Annotated in this window: 7 protein-coding genes and 1 riboswitch; of the genes, 1 reads left to right on the top strand and 6 read right to left on the bottom strand. The window is 71.6% G+C overall.

Going from position 1 to position 18,288, the window contains the following annotated elements; genetic code table 11:
- The first annotated feature begins 540 nt into the window (after positions 1 to 540).
- A riboswitch (cyclic di-AMP (ydaO/yuaA leader) is annotated at positions 541 to 711 on the top strand.
- An 8-nt stretch (positions 712 to 719) separates the two neighbouring features.
- Entirely contained in the window at positions 720 to 1,892 is a 1,173-nt protein-coding gene (locus AQI88_RS31195) for a C40 family peptidase (protein ID WP_067005531.1), read from the top strand.
- A 179-nt stretch (positions 1,893 to 2,071) separates the two neighbouring features.
- Here AQI88_RS31195 and AQI88_RS31190 read toward each other — a convergent pair whose 3' ends face one another.
- The 6 genes from AQI88_RS31190 to AQI88_RS31165 all read right to left on the bottom strand — a co-directional run bounded on the left by AQI88_RS31190 (position 2,072) and on the right by AQI88_RS31165 (position 18,262).
- On the bottom strand, positions 2,072 to 3,673 hold the full coding sequence (locus tag AQI88_RS31190; RefSeq protein WP_067005529.1) for a M4 family metallopeptidase: 1,602 nt from the start codon (positions 3,671 to 3,673) through the stop codon (positions 2,072 to 2,074).
- Between the two features lie 146 nt (positions 3,674 to 3,819).
- On the bottom strand, positions 3,820 to 4,800 hold the full coding sequence (locus AQI88_RS31185) for a LysR family transcriptional regulator (protein ID WP_159050450.1): 981 nt from the start codon (positions 4,798 to 4,800) through the stop codon (positions 3,820 to 3,822).
- A 408-nt stretch (positions 4,801 to 5,208) separates the two neighbouring features.
- Positions 5,209 to 6,564: a hypothetical protein gene (locus tag AQI88_RS31180; protein ID WP_067005525.1), complete on the bottom strand. Its 1,356-nt coding sequence runs from the start codon at positions 6,562 to 6,564 to the stop codon at positions 5,209 to 5,211.
- Between the two features lie 22 nt (positions 6,565 to 6,586).
- Positions 6,587 to 10,309: a hypothetical protein gene (locus tag AQI88_RS31175; protein WP_067005523.1), complete on the bottom strand. Its 3,723-nt coding sequence runs from the start codon at positions 10,307 to 10,309 to the stop codon at positions 6,587 to 6,589.
- Complete coding sequence (locus tag AQI88_RS31170; protein WP_067005521.1) at positions 10,302 to 12,821, bottom strand: hypothetical protein; 2,520 nt, start codon at positions 12,819 to 12,821, stop codon at positions 10,302 to 10,304. The genes AQI88_RS31175 and AQI88_RS31170 overlap by 8 nt, the downstream gene beginning before the upstream one ends.
- Positions 12,818 to 18,262, bottom strand: coding sequence for a YncE family protein (locus AQI88_RS31165; RefSeq protein WP_067005519.1), 5,445 nt, complete (start codon positions 18,260 to 18,262; stop codon positions 12,818 to 12,820). The genes AQI88_RS31170 and AQI88_RS31165 overlap by 4 nt, the downstream gene beginning before the upstream one ends.
- Between the last annotated feature and the right edge of the window lie 26 nt (positions 18,263 to 18,288).

Genomic DNA, 18,288 nt, shown 5'->3' with positions numbered 1-18,288 from the left:
ATAGCGATGAGCCACACAATGACGACTGGTGAATCCGTTGCGCCAGGCAATCGACAAACCGGCAACACCCCGAGCCCGTTGCCATCCCACCTGACAGCCCGCAACGCTCCCGATCCGCAGGTCAGCACTGGTGCACCGTGAGGTGTTGCGGCAACACTCGCAACAGTCACGGACACAGTGCCGGCACCTGCTTGCCCCTGTGCCCCGCACCACAAGAGCGCACTGCCTGCGGTGCATGCCCGCTGGGAACGCGACCGCTCGCCACCTCCTTACCGTCAACCACAGCCCGGTCACGGACCGCAATCGTCCGGCCGGGACGCGAAGCAGCCCTCGTCCGGACGCGGGGAGACATGCACGGGCGTCGCAATTCTGGACAGCTCAACCCACATCACGGCAGATTGACTGTACTCGGCGACGCCACCGAGAAAAGGTCACGAAAATGTATCGGGCATATCACCCACCAACCTTCACAGGGGCCGCACGAGTTGGCTAGCGTTCCCGTCAGGCCGCCCGACCCCCACCGGCGAACGTCGCCGGGCCGTGCGACCTCCGCCGAGTCCGGCGCGCCAGAGCGGCAGCCGGAGCCGGGGACCCACCGACCTTGGGGTGAATCGACCCAACTCCCTTCCGGGGAAAGGGTCGTAGGGCAACCCTTCCGAACCACCCGCCCGAACCCGACAGCTAACTCGGTAGGCGGAACATGGAAGGAGTCGCCACCCTTGGCGTCACACCGCAAGTCGCGCCCCACGGGTCCGCGCGTAGTCGGCATACGCACCCCTGTCCTCGCCACGGCAGCCCTCACCTCCGTGGCTCTGCTGTCCCAGACCGCCAATGCCACCCCCTCCGCCGACGACAAGCCGAGCCTCGAAGAGGTCCGGACGAAGGTCGACGACCTGTACCGTCAGGCCGAGTCGGCGACCGAGAAGTACGACGCGGCCAAGGAGAAGACCGCGAAGGAGCGCCAGCGCGTCGACACCCTGCTCGACGACGTGGCCAAGCGCACGGCCAAGCTCAACAAGGCGCGTGAGGAACTGGGTTCGATCGCCGCCGCCCAGTACCGGACCGGGGCCGTCACCTCCGACACCGCGACCTTCCTGCTCTCGAACTCCCCGCAGGACTACTTCGACCAGACGCAGCTGATGAACCGGCTGACCTCGCGCCAGAAGGGCGCGGTCGACGACTACGTCACCGAGCAGTCCGCGACCCTGAAGGCGCGACAGAAGGCCATCAAGAGCCTCCATACGCTGACTCAGTCGCAGAACGACCTCAAGACGGCCAAGTCCACCATCCAGAAGAAGCTGTCCACCGCGCGGGAACTGCTGTCCAAGCTGACTGCGGAGGAGAAGGCACGCCTCGCGGCGATCGAGAAGCAGAAGCAGGAGGAGGCGGCGCGGAAGGCGGCGGAGCTCGCCAAGCAGCAGGCCGCGGCCGCGCAGGCGGCGAAGCAGCAGAGTGCGTCTTCGGGGTCGACCTCGGGTTCGGGCTCGACCTCGGGTTCGGGTACCTCCACCTCCTCATCGGGCTCCACGTACGCCACCAAGGCCGCAAAAGCGCTCGCCTTCGCCCGCGCGCAGATCGGCAAGCCGTACGTTTGGGGTGCGACCGGGCCCGGCTCCTACGACTGCTCCGGACTCACCCAGGCCGCCTGGAAGGCCGCCGGCGTCTCCCTGCCGCGCACCACCTACGACCAGGTGAACGTGGGCACGACGGTGTCCCTGACCGACGCCCAGCCCGGCGACCTCATCTTCTTCTACGACGACATCAGCCACGTCGGTATCTACATCGGCAACGGCATGATGATCCACGCCCCGAAGCCCGGTGCCTACGTCCGCGAGGAATCCATCTACTACGGCGGCGACTCGATCATCCACAGTGTGGTCCGCCCGGCCTGACGGCCAGTGGCGGCGAAAGGCCGGACGCGTCGGCGTGGCGCATGACCGGCCGGCTCGCGCGAACCTGTTCGCGACCGCACGTATCGCCCCGCCCCGCCGGAAACGCCGGGGCCCGGGCGACGGCTGGGGGTCCTCGTCGTCCGGGCCGGCTCCAACGGATCAGGCGGTTCGTCGGTGGGTCAGAGGACGTTGACCGCGCTCCAGGCCGCAGCCACGGTGGCGTACTCGGGGCTGGTGGCGCCGTAGAGGTCCTTCGCCGCGTTCAGAGTCGCGGTACGGGCGCCCTTGTAGTCCGTGGTGGAGGTCATGTAGACGGTCAGCGCCCGGTACCAGATGGCGGAGGCCTTCTGGTTGCCGATACCGGTGACGGTGGAGCCGTTGCAGGTAGGGCTGTTGTAGGAGACGCCGTTGATGGTCTTGGCGCCGCTGCCCTCGCTCGCGAGGTAGAACCAGTGGTTGCCGACGCCCGAGGAGTAGTGCACGTCGAGCCGGCCGACCGACTTCGACCAGCAGTCGGCGGAGTGGCCGTCCAGGGACGGTTTGTCGAAGCGGCGCAGCCACGGCGGGGTGGACTGGTCGCTGAAGAGGTAGTCGGGGGTGTCGACCGGGTTGTTGGCGTACCACTCGACCATGGTGCCGAGGATGTCGCTGGTGGCCTCGTTCAGGCCGCCGGACTCACCGCTGTAGCGCAGGTTGGCGGTGGCCGAGGTGACGCCGTGGGTCATCTCGTGGCCCATGGTGTCGAGGTCGACCTGTTCGGGGTCGGTGGTGCCGTCACCGTCGCCGGTCATCATGCAGAAGCAGGAGTCCGACCACTGGGCGTTGTCCCAGTTGGTGCCGACGTGGACGAAGACGGTGGCGCCGCGGCCATCGTTCTTGATGCCGTTGCGGCCGAAGGTCGTCTTGTAGTAGTCGAACGTCTCCGCGGTGTTGGCGTGCGCGTCGACGGCGGCGGTGGCTCGGTCGGTGGAGAACTTCTTGCCGTCGCCCCAGATGTTGTCGGCGTCGGTGAACAGGGTGCCGGAGGAGCTTTTCACGGATGAGGACGAGAGGTTGTGCGCGTCCTTGGTGATGTGGCCGCGCACCGGGTCGATCAGGGCGAAGGTGCCGTCGGCCTGCTGGGTGGTGTCGATGCTGACGTCACCGGTGTACTCGGAGTGGCCGGTGCCGGTCGCTTCGCGCTCGGCGTCGTAGTTCTCGATCGCCGCGCCGGTGGTGGCGTCGGTGACGAAGACCTCGCCGTGCGGCTGGCCCCTGTCGCCGAGGCCCTGCACGGTGGTGCGCCAGGCCAGGCGGGGGGTGCCGTCGGCGGCCCACACGATCAGCTCGGGGGTGGACTTGGCGTTGTGCACCAATCCGTGCGAGCGCTTCAGGGCGCTGGCCGCGCTGCCCTTGGCGTCGACGGCGGGAGTGACGGACTTGAGCGCCACCTTGTGGGCCTTGGCGCGGGTGGATCCCTTGAGCGAGCCGTCGGCCTTCTGGTGGACGACGAAGTCGCCGCCGACGACGGGGAGGCCGCGGTAGGTCCGTTCGAAGCGGACGTGCTGGGTGCCGTCGGCGTCGATCACGACGTCCTTCACGTGGAGCGTCTGGCCCGCGCCGAACCCGAAGGTGTCGGCGTGCCGGGTCACGTTCGCCTTGGCCTGGGATATCGCCGTGTCGCGGACGGAGGTTCTGTGCTGCACTGCATCGGTCTGCGAGTGCGCGGGTATGGCCATCGCACCCGTGGTGATGACGCCGGCGGCGACCATCGCGGAAAGGGCAAGGAAAGGACGGGACATGATGGGGTGATTCCTTCGCTCGTCGTGGGGTGACGACGTCCTTGGACGTTGACGCGAAGTGTTCAACAGGTGACATGTCCCTGACGTGACTTCATCTGGGATATAACTGCGGAGCTATAGGGCATGGGAACCCGTGGCCCGGCCGGTCACATGCGCTCGCCGAGGGCGAATCCCTCTCCCCCGTTCTCCCACCAGGTCAGATACTGCGGCCGCTGCCGCACCAGCGACAGATAGGCAGCCAGCAGACGCTCGCACGCCGCGTCGGCGAGCTCGGGCGGAACCGATGCTGTGTTCCAGGCCAGCAGCAACCGCCGGTGGAACGGGACGTCCACGAGCGGACGCTGCACGGTGCCATGGGCGGAGACATCGGCGGTCGGCCACACGCCGCAGACGGCACGACGGCCGGCGACCAGGATCTGCGCCACGGACAGGTCCGGCGTCACATGGGCGATGCGCGGAGTGAATCCCGCTGACTGGCAGGTGAGATGAAGGTACGCGTGCACACCGCTCTCGTCGGCCTCCGGCATGACCCACTCCTCGCCCGCCAGCTCATGGAGGCTGACCATCTCCTGGCGCGCCAACGGGTGGTCCTCGGCAAGCAGGACGAAGACCGGTTCGCGGAGCAGTGTGCGCGTCGCCACCGACTCGCCGACCGGAAGGGGGAAGCCCGGGAACTCACCGAACACCGCGATGTCGCATTTCGACAGGCTCAGCGATTTCAGCAGGGTGTGCACGGAGCGGCGGGCATCTATGGTGAGCCGGCGTTCCGGGACGAGTTCGAAGAGGGCGGAGAGCAGCAGGGACACCAGGGGGCCGGCGGTTCCGCCCGCCCTCAGCGGGGCGGTGGCCTGTCTGTCCGCCTCGGCCGCCGAGCGCGCGTACTCGCGCAGCCGGTCGAAGCCGACGACGAGGTCACGGGCGCAGCGCAGGACGTACTGTCCGTTCTCGTTCGGCGTCACCCCGTCGGCGCTGCGGATGAAGAGCGGGCCGCCCAGCTCGTGTTCGATCCGCTTCAGTTGAGCGCTCGTGGCCGGCTGAGAGAGCTGCAGTCGTGCGGCGGCCTTGCGGATGCTGCCGGCTTCGGCGACGGTGAGCAGGACACGGAGGTGCCGGAACTCGAGGTGCATGACCATTCCCCGCTCAGCGCGGAGGGACCCATGCACCCCCCCGTGACCAGCAGAACCAGCTGCCCGACGGCATGGTGACCAAGAATCTGACGGACCCGTGGGAGCGGCAACCACGGAACGGTAAAACCTCCGTGCGAACGCTGCGGCGTTGCACCGGCATCACGGTGCCAGTCTGCATATGTCGGCATGATTCACCGGGCTGCCCTTGTCCCTGACAGGCCATCGGGCCGATGAGGATCGGCACGTTCATGCCGTGCTTGCTCGCGGCCGCCACATCCACCACTGCCGTCCGGGGCACTCGTTCGAGGGGCGGGCGGGCAGAAGCCACCGTGGCAACAGCCCGCCCGCCAGCACTCCCACCCCTCGACGTTTGCCCAGGTCAGGCACCATCGAGGTACTGCTGGAGTACTAGTTCGAGTCCTTGTAGTGGACCCTCCAAATGCTGTTACGGTAGCCCGTTTTCCCGCCGTAGACGTTGTCCTTGTTTCCGGTCTCGCAGTAGAGGTAGAGCTGCTTGTCGTGGCTATTGACCTCGAGTTCAATGCGATCGCCGACGCGGATTACTCGCTTGCCGTTACTGGCTGTGATGTTGCCGCTGGCGCTGACGGAGCTACCGCGGATTTCGCCGCCGGTGATCTGACCACTGCCTGCGCTGACGGAGCTGCCTGAGATGGCGCCGCCCTGGATCACGCCGTTACCGACGTTGACCGAGGTGCCGGAGATGGCCCCGATGGTCAGCGTCTTCCCGCTCGCGGAGATGTCCTTGGCGATCGTCACCGAATTCCCGCTGGCCGTGACACTCCCGTTGACCTCCACGTCGCCGCTCGCGAGCAGCTTCTTGCCGCCCAGCACGGACACCGGGTGGTGGAACGTCGTCTCGCCCGCGGTACTCGTCGTCAGGCTCCCGTTGGCCGTGAGCACGCCGTCGGTCGTCGTGTCGCCGGTCACGTGGAGCCCGGTGAGCTCCGGGTTGGCGACGGTGACGGTCGTGGACAGGGTGTGGGTGGCGCCGCCGATGACGTAGGTGAGGTGGAAGGTCGTGTCACGGGTGACCGTTCCCTTCCACTCGAAGTCCTTTACCGGGGCGCCGTCCCGGTCCTTGGAGGCGGTGAGCGTGTCGGTCTGTCCGTCGAGCGGTTTCGCCCCCGCGCCGTACAGCACCTTGTACTCGACGGTGTCCGGGCCGCGCCACACCAGGCGCACGTTGCCGCCCGAGGACACCTCGCACTGCTCGGCGTGGAAGTCGGACACGATCTGGACGGGGATGGCCGGGGCCGGGAACTTGGTGATCCTGCACGTGGTGAACCCCGGGCTGTCCGGCCAGTGGCCCTGGTCCGTTGTGGCGGTCTCGCGGATCTCGATCCGGGCCGTGCCCGGCTGCTTGGTGATGCGCAGGTTCGTGAGGGTGATGACGAGGCCGGAGCGGTCCACGGGGGCTTCGCCCGAGGCCGCCTTGGGCTTGGCGACGAAGTTGGCGTAGTCCCCGGGCGGGAGCGCGATGTCGGCGCTGTCCTGGATCCGCTCCACGGTCCAGTCGTCGGCGCTGCCGTCGCCCGTGTCGGCGTCGACCAGGTTCTGGGCGAGGTCGCCCTGGGGCAGGGAGAAGAGGATCTCCCGGCAGTAGACGGTGTCGGCGCCGCCGTTGGAGACCACGATGTGCAGGGTCGTGGGCGGCGTGTCGTCACTGGTCGGCGTGTACAGCGGGAAAGGGTCGCTGATGACGTCGTAGTCCAGCAGGCAGCGGCCGACGGGCGGTTCGTTCACGAAAATGCAGCTCCTTCGGGGGTCAGGCGTGGTCGAAGCCGTTGGTCAGGCGCAGGAACCCGGTGCGGACGACGGGGCCGTCCTCGTCCAGGCGGGCGTTCTGGTCGATCTGTACGACCGCGTGGTGGGCCCACTGCGGGGCGGCCGTCGCACCGCCGGCACGGGCGGCGGTGTCGGGGACCACCAGCTCGGACCAGTCCCAGACGCCCTGCGAGCCGGTCGGGTGCGGCAGGGCGAGGGCGTTGACGAAACTGCTCGGCTGGTCGCTCTCACCCTGCGTGCCGTTCTCGCCGTCGGTCTCCGTCTGCTGGGCCGGGACCCGGCGCGTGGTGGTCAGCACGGGGCTGAGCCGCAGCGCCACCTTCATCGCGGCCATCGCGGTCCGCGTGAAGCGGCTCGGCATTCGAAGGTCGGTGACGGGGAGCAGGTCCGTGGTGGCGTGGACCGCCGCCAGGGGATCCAGAAGCATCGTCAGGTGCGTGCGGTCCATGGAATCCGCCGCCAGGGCCGGCCAGTTGCCGCTGGAGATCTCCTGGACGTAGCCGGTGGGGTGTTCCGTGCCGGGCCCGGTCACCGCGTAGAACGTGGTGTAGTCCGTCTCCGAGAAGTAGCCGATCAGTCCGTCGCCGCTCTGTCCGGCGTTGCCGAGGCGGATGGGCCACCGGTAGTTGAGGTGGTCCATGTCCGCTGGTGCCCGGCCGGCGTCGGCCTTGCGCTCGCGCCAGTCGGTGAGGGCCCGCCAGTCCAGCGCATACTGCCAGCCCGGGTCGGTGACCGGCGGCCCGTCCAGCTCGAAGCCGAGCCCGGTGCGGACCAGGGCCAGGGGCCGGCCGAGCAGCGCGCCGAGCACCTCGTCGCCGTACGGGTTGCCCGGGTCGATGCCGCAGAGCGCCCGGTCGACGGTGGACAGCAGGTCCAGGAAGACGGCAGGGCCCGCAGTGGCCAGGTGTGACACGAACGCGTGGAGCTGCGGCCGGTCGCGGAACAGGCCGTCGATCGTGTGGACCTGCGAGTCGGGCAGCGGGCCCCAGCCCACGACCGTGCTGACGCCGCCCTGCGCTCCCGCGTCGGCCTGGAGCTTCAGGCGCAGCTCACCCAGCGGCGCGCCGGTCGGGGCGTAGCAGAGCAGCGAGCGGTCGACGTAGCTGGGGATGATCCACGCGCACACCGGGGTGGTGTTCGCGGTCAGGTCGACGAGCTGGTCGTCGTCGTGCTCGGCGAGGAAGTCGAAGCGCAGCCGCGCGGGTTGGAGCAGGCGTGGCGGGAGCTGGACGAAGCGGTCCCTCAGCGTGTCCTCGGCGTAGCGGTCGCCGGGCCGCAGGCTGTCGCCGATGGTGGGCTGCAGATAGGCCGCGTCGCCGGGAAGCAGCACGTCGAGGGTCTGGCCGAACTCGTCCACGATGCTGAGCGCGCTCATCGCGAACTGCCCGGCGCGGATCTGGGTGAACCCGGACTTCTGCCAGCCGTCGAACGGCACGGGCAGCGGACCCGGGTCGGGCAGCCGGCCGAAGACGTCGCCGACCAGGCGGCCGACCGCGCCGGGCGGACTGAGGTTGGGTGCGGCGTCGACGCAGGCCAGGGCGTCGGTGAGGCCGTCCAGGCGCTGCGACAGCAGATCGAGGTCCTTGGCCTGCCCGGCCGCGGAGGCGAACGCGGCCGCGGCCGCCGCCGGGTGATCGGCCGCGTACTGGTCGAGGCCGCTGCTCAGCGTGTACTGCGGCAGCGGCACCAGGAAGCGCCGGCTGGTGATCTCGAGCGGCGGTTTCGTCGCGTCGCCGCGCTCCCATGCGTAACGTCCGCCGTCGAAGCGCCAGTTGGGCCGGTCCGGATCGCCGTACGGGACCGGCCAGTGCCGCACCCGCCACTGGTACAGAAGCGGCTTCCACGGCTGCCGCCAGGGCTCGGGCGCGATGTCCGGCGGGAGGGTGCCCGCGTGGTCCGGGTCGAGGACGTAGACGAACTCGCCGAGCAGGGCGGCCACGATCGGGGGCAGCCCACCGGTCTTCAGGGCGGCGAAGGCGTCCGGGACCGGGCCTCCCGGTGCGACGCCGCCGAGGATCTGCGCGGGTGTGCGGCAGGGCAGCGGCCCGCCGCCCGTCAGCGGGTCGTGCCCTTCCTGCGACTTGGCGCCGGACAGCACGACCGTCGGGTCGCTCGCCTGCCAGAACGGCGGCAGCGCCTCCCGGCGCAGCTCGTAGCCGTCGGGCAGCTCCGGCGGGTGGGAGTCGACGTAGGCGGCGATGGAGCGGGCGAGCTCGACCGCGTCCGCGCCGTGCGGAACGCGGTCCTGCAGCTCCTTCAGCTCCTCGATGCGGCGCGCGACTTCGACGGCCAGCCCGTCCGGGTCGGCGGGGTCGATCTCGGCGCGGAACTGCTCGCGCGTGTACTGGGGCGGCAGCAGCGGCAGGCCGTGCATCCACCACAGCGCGTACAGCCGCCACTGGAGTGCGGCCAGTTCGCGCGCCTTCGTGTCGTACGCGGCCTGGTCGCGGTTGAGCCGGGCGAGCCACTCCTCGTGCTCGGCGCAGACGCCGGACCAGGTGACCGAGGACGGGTCGCCGGAGACGTTGCCCTGTCCTGAGGTGTCGGCGAGCCGCCACGTGAAGCCGCCGGGGAGCTGCTCGAACCAGCCCTTGTGCATCGCCTGCGCGGTGCGCACGGTCCCGTCCGCGCCGTCCAGGGTGTCCACCAGGCCCTGCCCGAGGGCGTGCAGCAGGCCCGGGTCCGCGTGGCTGAGGGCGTTGCGGGCGGCGGCGGGCAGGGCGGCGCGGGCGGCGGCGAGGAGCGCGGCCGTCGCCTCGTCCACGCTGCTGCCCACCCCGATCTTGATCGTGTTCTTGTCGGCCGGGCGAGCCGAGTCCGGGGCCCTGCCCGTCCGGTCCCATCCGACGCCAACGGCGCGTCCGGAGTAGGACGTTGAGGCAGGTGTCCATCCCTGGAGGAGGTCCGCGACCTTCCAGCCCAGCTCGGCGAGGACGCCGTCCAGGGTCGTGCCCGGCTGCCCCAGGCGGCGGCGCAGCTCCTCCTGGGCGGGGTCGGAGTGCCAGCCCACGACCTGGTAGTCCACGGTCGCCTGGTCCGGGACGCCGGTCATCGGGTCGTGCAGGGAGAAGACGTTCTGGTGGTAGGGCTGGTAGATGTGGAAGGTCATCAGCCCGGGGCCGACCGCGGTGAGGAACAGCTCCCGGCGCGCGGGGTCGCCGGCCCCGGGCTCGCTCCACGCCACGCCGCCGTCGGGGCCGATGCCCTGGGCCCGGCCGATCTTCGTCGTGATGACGGTCGAGCGGTACGGGGTGGCCTTCGGGTCCTGGACGCCGGGCCGGAAGGGGTGCACGAACGCCGAGGTGCCCTCGCGGTCGTCCAGGAAGTCGCTCTCCACCACCCAGGCCGTCGTCAGGCCGGTGTGGCCGCGCACCTGCCGGACGACGAGCCAGCGGTTGGGCACCAGCGGGAACTCGGTGGGCCCGCCTTCGGAACGGGACTCGCCGTGGCGCAGCGCCTTCGGCAGCTCCCAGCGCACGTACACGCCGTCGTACTTCTTGTACGGCGTGTCGTCGGTGCCTGTGCTGTTCCACTTCTGCTCGTTGGTGAACGGGCTGGGTTCGGGGGTCTTGTTGTGGCGCAGCAGGTTGAAGTTGGGCCGCCAGCGCCGGAAGCCCTGGCCGTCCCGCTGGCGCACGCGCTGGTTGACCACCAGGGCGTCCACGTTCACCGGGACGATGAGCGTGTCGTCGCCGTCAGGCATGGTGGTGGTCTCCTGTCGTCCTGGGGCCGGTGCTGAAGGTGCGGCGCTGCGCCGCGTTGATCATCTGGATGGCGAACTCGCTGGAGGAGATGGGGTGCTGCAGCCCGAGCGCGCCCTGGAGCCCGGCCGCGAGCCGCGCCACACGCAGCACGTTGTCGACGCCGGACGCGACGCCGTCGCGCAGGTACGGAGTGAGGCCCGGCTGCGACGGGAAGTGCTGGTCGAGCTCCTGCCCGATGTTCGGGGGCGTGAGGGACCGCAGGCGGATGATGCCGTCCTGCACGGGGTCGTCCGCGTGGCCGTCGTCCGGCTCGTCGATGCCGAAGTGCACGCCCTGCTGAGGTTCGGCGATCTCGACCCGGCCGGGTGTGCCCTCGATCAGGACGAGCAGCACATCGTCGGCGAGCCGCTCGCGGCGCAGGACGGGCAGTGCCCTCTCGCCGTCGGACGCCTGGGCGGCCGTGTAGGGCCGGATCTCCAACGCGGGCCAGCCCGATACCAGTTGGGAGCGGATCAGCAGGCCGGTGAGCGGGGCGGCGGGCTCGGGCAGGGGGGCCTCGCCGTCGGGGCCGAAGAGCAGGTCGTCGGCGGTGAGGTCGAAGGAGTGGGCGAGCCCGACGCTGAGCGCGCCCTCGACGAGGGTGCTGGTCCAGTCGGGGTCGACGTGGAAAAAGCGCAGGCTCTCCGGCGGCAGCATGCGGGCGTCGGGAACCAGGTGGGCGAACGGCACGCCCGCCAGGTCCCGCAGCTTGACCAGCCAGTCGCGGACGGCGGTGAGGTCCTCGTCGGGCGTGGCGGGCTCGGTGTTCCCGTCGGCGGGCGCGGACGCCGCGATGGTGCGGGGTGCGGGCGTGCCGGTGAGGGACTCGAGGGCCGAGCCCAGCCGGGCGCGGAGCCCGGCGTCCGTACGGAGCCGGCGTACTGTCAGGTCCGCGATCGTGGGCAGCTCGGTCGCGGCCGGGAGCGGGGTGATGACCGCGCGCGGCGCGGGAGCGGCGGCGCCGACGGTGCGCGGCCCGTCGGCCGAGGGCTCGGGCGCTGCCGCCGCAGCGACGGGGAAGGGAGCGGCGAGCAGCGCGCCGAGGTGGCCGGCGAGACCGTTCGCCACCAGGTGTTCGAGCCGGTCACGCGCGCTCGGCAGCGGGTCCGGTTCCGCATCCGCCGACCCTTCGCCCGGCAGCGCGTACGCGACCGGCACCGGCCCGCCGCCGGCGCTCCCGGCGCTCTCCACGGCCTTGCGGACCTTGCCGCGCAGCCGCAGCAGGGCCGCGCTGAACTGGTGGTCGGCCAGGGCGACGCCGCGGCCCGCGGTGAACGCGACCGCGAGGCTCACGTCGAAGACCCCGTACTGCTCCAGGTAGATCATGGCCTCGGCCGCGCAGCGGCGGCGGTCGCGCGGTGGCCGCGGTCCGACGGGCACGGGCGCGAACGGCCCCCGGTACCAGCCGAAGGTGGCCCGCCCCGACTCGGTGCGGCACGACAGCGGCAGATAGCCCGCGCGCAGCCGGTCGGCAACCTCCCGCTGTTCGGGGCCGGACAGGTGCCGCCCGTCCACCGGCACCTGCAGCAGCAGGCTCCTGCCCTGGTCGCCCTGGGTCTCGACGAAGTGCTCGGTGAGGGCGGCGAAGCCGGGCGAGTGGTCGGCGAGCGTCTCGAACGACCACGACCACAGCGACACCAGGCGCAGCTTCTGCGCCGGACCGTCGTACGCCTCCTCCCCCTCCACCGGGAGGCAGGGCAGCCAGCCCTCCAGGGACACCAGGTGGGCGACGTAGCGACCGCCTGCCGCGCGCGGCAGCCGGTTGCCGGTGACGACCGCGTAGTCGCCGACCTGTATCAGGTCCAGGCTGTAGGTGACGCCCTGGTGCCGCTCGTTGACCCGTCGTACGTGCGTCAGGTAGGGCAGCTCGTCCTTGGCGGGCGCGGCGGCGTGGAAGACGGCGCGGTCCACCAGGACCGTGCGGCACACGCGCTCCAGGTCCTCCGCCGGGACGGGGTCCTGGGCGTCGAAGGACGGGAGGACGACGTCGGGTCCGTCGTCGGGGCTGCGGTGCGTCGGGTCGGACAGCTGGGCCACGGTGCGCGCGTCGGTCCGGCCGAGACAGTGCGGATCACCGGCCACCTCCCCCTCGCCGAAGACGAGCAGGGCCAGCCAGGGGAGGCGGGTGCCGTTCTTGGCGGCTTCCCCGTCCCGCTCCCACGGCAGGGTCGGCCGAGTCAGTGTCACGTGCGGCAGGACGTCGCTGTAGAGGCCGGTGGCATCTGCGGGCGGGTACGCGCCGTGGATCCACTCCGGCTCCACGCCGAAGCGCGGCGCGCGCACCTCCAGCGGCTGCACGACGGGCGACGCGGCGGTCGGCAGGTAGCCCTCGTCCACCGGCTGTCCGCCCCGGGTGAGGGTCTGGTGCGCGGTGAGGGTGTAGCGCCCGGCGCTGAGCCTCGGTACGAGCGAGTCGAGGAACTGCACGTTCAGCTGCGGGTCGGGCTCGGGGGCGTATTCGGGGCGGATCACGCCGCACCGCCTTCCTGGGCTTCCTGGGTCCGGGATCCGCCGGTCCGCGAGGCGCCGCTGGGCGGTGCGGCCGGCGGTGCGGTGACGGCGAGCGCCACCGGGGTGTCGGTGAGCGGGACGGTGATGTCGAGCAGGGTCGGCGCGTCGGCCGAGAGGTCCACCACCTGGACGGCCTTCTCGCCGGACCGGGCGACGAACAGGCTGTCCCCGGCAGGCGATACGGCGAGCGCGATCGGGTCCGCGCCGACCCACACCGGGTCGGCCGCCTCCTGCGGCGACGCGCCGAAGACGTCGAACACCGACACCGTGCCGCTGGTCGTGTTCGCCACGTACAGCCGTGCCCCGTCGGGGCTGACGGCCAGGGCGCTGGGGTCGGTGCCCGTCCGCAGGGTCGCCACCACGCCCTGGCCGCCGGTCCTGACGTCGACGACGGATACCGTGGAGTGCCCGGCGTTGAGCGCGTACAGCCACCGGCCGCGCGGGTCCACGGCCAGTCGTGTGGGGTTCGGCCCGGCGGACAACTCGCCCATCGGCGAAGGCCACTTGCCGTTCGTGACGTCCAGCAGGGCGACGGTCCCCTGCTCCGGCTGAGCGAGATAGACGACCTGGCGCTGCTCGTCCCACTGGGTCGAGGCGACGGCGTCGCCGGGCGTCCTCTCCGTGCCGTACTGCTGGTGGATCGTCGGAGGCGTCTTCGTCAGGTCGAACGCCAGGAACTGGTTCGGCTGCGCGAAGGTGGCGTACGCGTACGCGCTGTCCGGCGAGGCCGACAGGCCCTGCGGCCTCTGCGGCACCCACAGCCGGTCGGGGAGCAGGGAGGGCGCAGCCGCCGGCGGGTTGGCCGAGATGTCCAGGATGTCGACGCCCTGCTGGGCGTCGATGACGACCAGGCGGCGGCCGTCGGGGCTGACCGCGAGGTGGGTCGGGCTCGCCGAGCCCAGGCGCGAGGGCTCGTACGGAGTGAGGCTGTGTGCGTCGGCCGGGGTCGCCGTCCGTCCCGTGCCCGCCGCGTACAGGCGGTCGCCGGTCGGGACGGGCGGGCCGGGGATCGCGTGGTCCACCGGTGCCGTGATGTCCCCGGCCACCAGCCCGTCGTCGGCCGCGAGCCGGTCGTTGGTGCCGGGGCTCACACCCAGGTACTCCATCGCCGCGAACAGCCGGTCCCGGGCCCAGTCGACCGGCGCTGCGGCCTGACCCCCCGTCGCGCCGCGCAGGGAGCCGCTGGACCCGTCGCCGTAGGCCGCTTCGGCGCGTACGGGATGGGCGGCTCGTACGGCCTCGGCGACCGTCAGCGGCGCGGCTTGCGGAGCCGGGGCAGCGGCCGCCGCGACGGCCTGGGCGGAAACGGCGGCGGCCCGCAGCGGAAGCGCCCCGTCCGGGAAGCGGTCGTCGTGCGCGAGCGTCCCGGCTGTGATCTCGCCGGGCGAGCCGCCCTGCCGGGGCAGCGGCAGCCGCAGGTCGACGCCCATGAGCTGGTCGTCCGCCCACTGCACGCTGTCGACGGTCAGCTTGCCGTCGTACGGGCCCCACAGCGCGGCCGGCAGGCTGTTCCTGGCCTCCGCGCCCGAGTCCGGGTACCAGTCGCCCAGCGGCTGCGAGGCCGAGCCCCTGGACAGGGTGACGGTGAGCGCGGAATCCAGATCCCTTCCCTCGGCACGGCGGGGGCGGAGGTTGACCGCGCGGCCCGCGATCTCGGTGGCCGCGTCGCCGTCGCTCAGACGCAGCATCGTCACGGGCACGGCCGCGCGGACGGCGAACGAGAACACCCCGGGCGTGGCGATCCACAGGTCGCGGCCCCGCTCGTCCTCGGCCCGCGCCGCCGACAGCCCGTCCATGGGGGTCAGCCGGACGGCGTCCTCCCGCGCCGGGAGCTGCTTGACCACCTCCGACCAGGGGGCGGGCCGGTCGTCCTGCGCCCGGCCGCCGCCGAAGGCGATCGTGAACGAGATGAACCACAGGTGGACGGTGACCTCACCGGCCGTCGGCGGACCCCACAGCCGCAGCGACGCGCCGACCTCGACCCGGATCGTCTCGCGCACCAGCCACAGGTCCAGCACGTAGCTGACCCCGATGCTGATCCCGATCCCGACGTCGAAGCGGAAGGGCGCCCACTCGATCAGCATGTCGGCGTACGCGGTCAGCCAGGCGTGCAGCTTGCCGGACCGGTAGTTCACGTCCAGCGCGCCGCCGGCCATGAGCGCGCCCGGGGTGAGCGCGAAGTACGAGCCGCCGCTGATGGTCAGCTGCTGTGTCACCGGCCAGCTGAAGCCGAGCCGTGGCACGGATGGATAGTGCTTCGGCACCGGGAACCTGGGGTGGTAGCCGCCGAGCGTGAGCACGAAGTCCCCGGCGTGCGCGTCGTCCATCCACACGTAGAGCGCGAACCCGCCGGTGAGCACGCACGCCTCGTCGATGACGAACGAGCCGGGGGCGAGCTGCGCGGTCAGCTTCAGCACGCCCTCGCTGGCCCGGTACTTGGCGGAGAGACCGAGCTGCGCCCGCGCGTACGCCTTGCCCGTGCCCCGGGGGAAGCGCGCGTCGGCCGTGCCCAGCAGCGCGACCGCGAAGTCGTCGCCGACCTCCAGCACGAGCAGCCCCTGGCCCTGGAGGAACTCGGCGACGCTGAACTCCAGGCCCGCCGCGAACCACATCTGCCCCACGGCCGGGCGCACCCACGCGTCCCGGCCGCCGGCCATCAGTGTCTGCAGGACCTCCATCGGGTCGGTGCCGGGGTCGGTCGACGTCAGGTCCTTCAGGAAGGGGAAGTCCAGGACGCGGTCGCCGTCGGGCAGCGTGACCGAGGTGTTGAAGCCGAGGCCGGCCATGATGCCGGTGATCTGCAGGGGCGGCGGCCCGCCGAACTTCCCGGACGCCTTGCCGTACAGGAACATCGACGTCGCGTCGGGGCGGTCCTTCGACCGCGCGTACGCGCCGAGCACCGACAGGCCGAACTTCGCGGCCGAGAGGACGAGGACGCCTTGGACCAGCAGCGCGTACTGGTCGTCCGGGGGCCGGTTGACCAGCGCGCCCTTGACCGCGAGCGGGGGCTTGGAATACGCGACGCTCAGCCCGTCGAGGCGGATCTCGGGCCGGTCGGGGTGGGCCAGCGGGATACCGAGGCCCAGGCCCTCGACGCCGAGGACGAGCCCGGCCATGCCCAGCGACGCGTCGAACAGCACCCACACGGTGCCGTCGGCGTAGCCCACGCCGACGCGGCGCAGCCGCAGCGGGCCGACCGCGCGCTGCACGTCCGCCCAGGCCACCAGGGGCATGGAGGCCCCCGGACCCGCCGCTGTGAAGGCGGCGTTGACGCCACCGGCGGCATCCGCAGCACCTGCGATGTGGGGGCCCTTCGCGGTCAGCTGCCGCCGCCCGGCAAACGCGCCCCCCAGGCGGTCGCCCCGTACCACCAGCGACGTCAGCTCGGTGCGCCCCGGCAGCTGGAGGCTGATCGAGAATGCGGCGCCCTTGCCCAGCCCGTCGGCGGGCAGCGCGGGCTGCTTGTCGTCGCACGCGGCCAGAGCGCGGTTCAGCTCGGCCGTCCGGGCGGCCGTGAGAGCATCGGAGGCGAGGAGCACGCCGAGTGCGCGGACGGCCACGTCCTGGTCGGCGGGGATCTGTCCCTCCAGGAGCGGGACTTGGGACAGGGCCGCGCTCAGTGCGACGCTGACGCGCGCCACCCAGGCGTGGCCGCCGCTCTTGTCCCGCTGGGACACGAGGACCAGGGAACCGCCGTCGACAGTGCGGGCGGCGAAGACGACGGACTTGTCCGTGGACGCGTACCGCAGCCGCACCGAAGTGACCGACCCCAGCTTCGCCAGGATCTCGGCGGGCGCGTCCACGCCCAGCAGCGTCGCGAGGTCGGCGGGCGAGACGCCCTTGGCGTCCTCCCAGGAGGCGGTGAACTCGGCGTGCTGGGCGTCGGCCAGCGTGAAGGTCATCGTGCGCGGCTCGCCGCCGTGCTGGGGGATCTCCAGCGACAGGGAGCCGGTGTACCGCTGGTCGTAGCCCGGCTGCCCGCCGGACCGCTTGGCGAGGTCGACGGTCAGGCTCAGCGCGGCCTTCAGCTCGCCCAGCGGGAAGGTCCCGGTCACATCGAGGTGGAACTTCTGGTCCTTTCCGTCGTACGACACCCCGATGTGGTCGATGGTGACGTCCTTGAGGATCGGCGGCGGCGCGATGCCGAACCGGCCGAAGATGTCGGCGGGCGAGACGTTCGAGGCGGAGGCGGTGAGCTTCCAGCCGGTGCCGGTCGCCCACTCGCCGTGGACGTCCAGGACTGTCTCGTCGAGGTTCCACAGTGCGTCGAGGGACGCCGTGGTGTCCGTGCCCTGCTTGGCCGCGGAGAGGGCGACCCGGGAGAGCTTGACCCCGTCGGCGAGCTGCCAGACGTCGCTCAGCTCCGCATCGACGCCGTAGCCGGACGCGCCGGGGGCGGCCGAGCCCCACAAAGTCAGGTCCTCGACGGTGAGCGCGGGTACGGGCAGGCCGGGGAAGTGCCGGTCCATCAGGGGCTTGAGCGGCACGGGCCGCCCGAGCGAGGCGGATATCTCCCGGTCGGGGAAGGCGATCTCCACGTCGACGGCGATGTCGTTGGCGAGGACGACCTCGCCGCCCAGCACGGTCTGCACACGCGGCTTGGACCGTGGAAGGACAACCCCGAACTGGGCGTTGAGGCCATGGACCACCAACTGCCCGCCCGCGAGCGCCCACTGGGTGTTCATCTCCACGCGCAGCCACATCGACAGCAGCTGTGCCGCGCCCCCGCCGTCGCCCGGGCCGAAGGAAACGGACAGGGCCCCGAGGGAAAGGCCCTGTGCCTGCGGCACGTCCGACGGCAGCGCGAAGCCGTCCCCGCCCGGGGTGCCGGCCAGGTCGGCGAGGCTGGAGAAGTCCGCGAGCGGGACCGCCGGGAAGGCCCCGCCCAGCTGCCACGCCTCGGAGCTGTCCGCGGGCTCGTACGCCCAGAGGTACGGCTTGGTGGCGGCGTCGGCGGCGGGGAAGTCCAGCGCAACTCCGACGCCGGTCCGGGCCGCCACCCGCGCGTCGCGTCCGGGCTCCTCGCCGAACACCAGACGCGGGCGGCTCGGTTTCAGCACCGCGAGGCTCGCGACGGCCGCCTTGGCCGCGTCAGAGAGCAGCTCGCTGCCCTGCTCCACCTCGGCGTCCACCCGGACTCCGGCGACGGTGGCGCCTGCGGCGTCCGGGACGAAGGTGACGCTGCCGCGCGTCTCGGCCTTGCCCTTCAGCGTCACCGAGCCCTCGACGCGCAGGCCAGGCTTGTCGACCACGGTGACATCCGTGAACTCGAGGCCGGCGTCGGCCAGGTAGGCGGTGCACTGCTCGGTGAAGCCCGCGAGTCCCAACTCCCCGGTGCCGAGCCGGAACGTCTCCCGCGTCTGGTCCAGCAGCGCTTCCAGCGCGGCGACCGTGAGTGCCATGACAGGCTGCTCCCTGTTCCCTGAGT

The sequence above is a fragment of the Streptomyces cellostaticus genome, assembly GCF_001513965.1.
Lineage (GTDB): Bacteria > Actinomycetota > Actinomycetes > Streptomycetales > Streptomycetaceae > Streptomyces > Streptomyces cellostaticus.
The sequence above is the reverse complement of the archived record's forward strand: the minus strand, read 5'-3'. Positions and strand labels throughout refer to the sequence as shown.

Excerpts from the sequence above, each read along its gene's own strand:
- AQI88_RS31190 (WP_067005529.1), bottom strand. The coding sequence starts at position 3,673 with ATGTCCCGTCCTTTCCTTGCCCTTTCCGCGATGGTCGCCGCCGGCGTC.
- AQI88_RS31185 (WP_159050450.1), bottom strand. The coding sequence starts at position 4,800 with ATGCACCTCGAGTTCCGGCACCTCCGTGTCCTGCTCACCGTCGCCGAA.
- AQI88_RS31175 (WP_067005523.1), bottom strand. The coding sequence starts at position 10,309 with ATGCCTGACGGCGACGACACGCTCATCGTCCCGGTGAACGTGGACGCC.
- AQI88_RS31165 (WP_067005519.1), bottom strand. The coding sequence starts at position 18,262 with ATGGCACTCACGGTCGCCGCGCTGGAAGCGCTGCTGGACCAGACGCGG.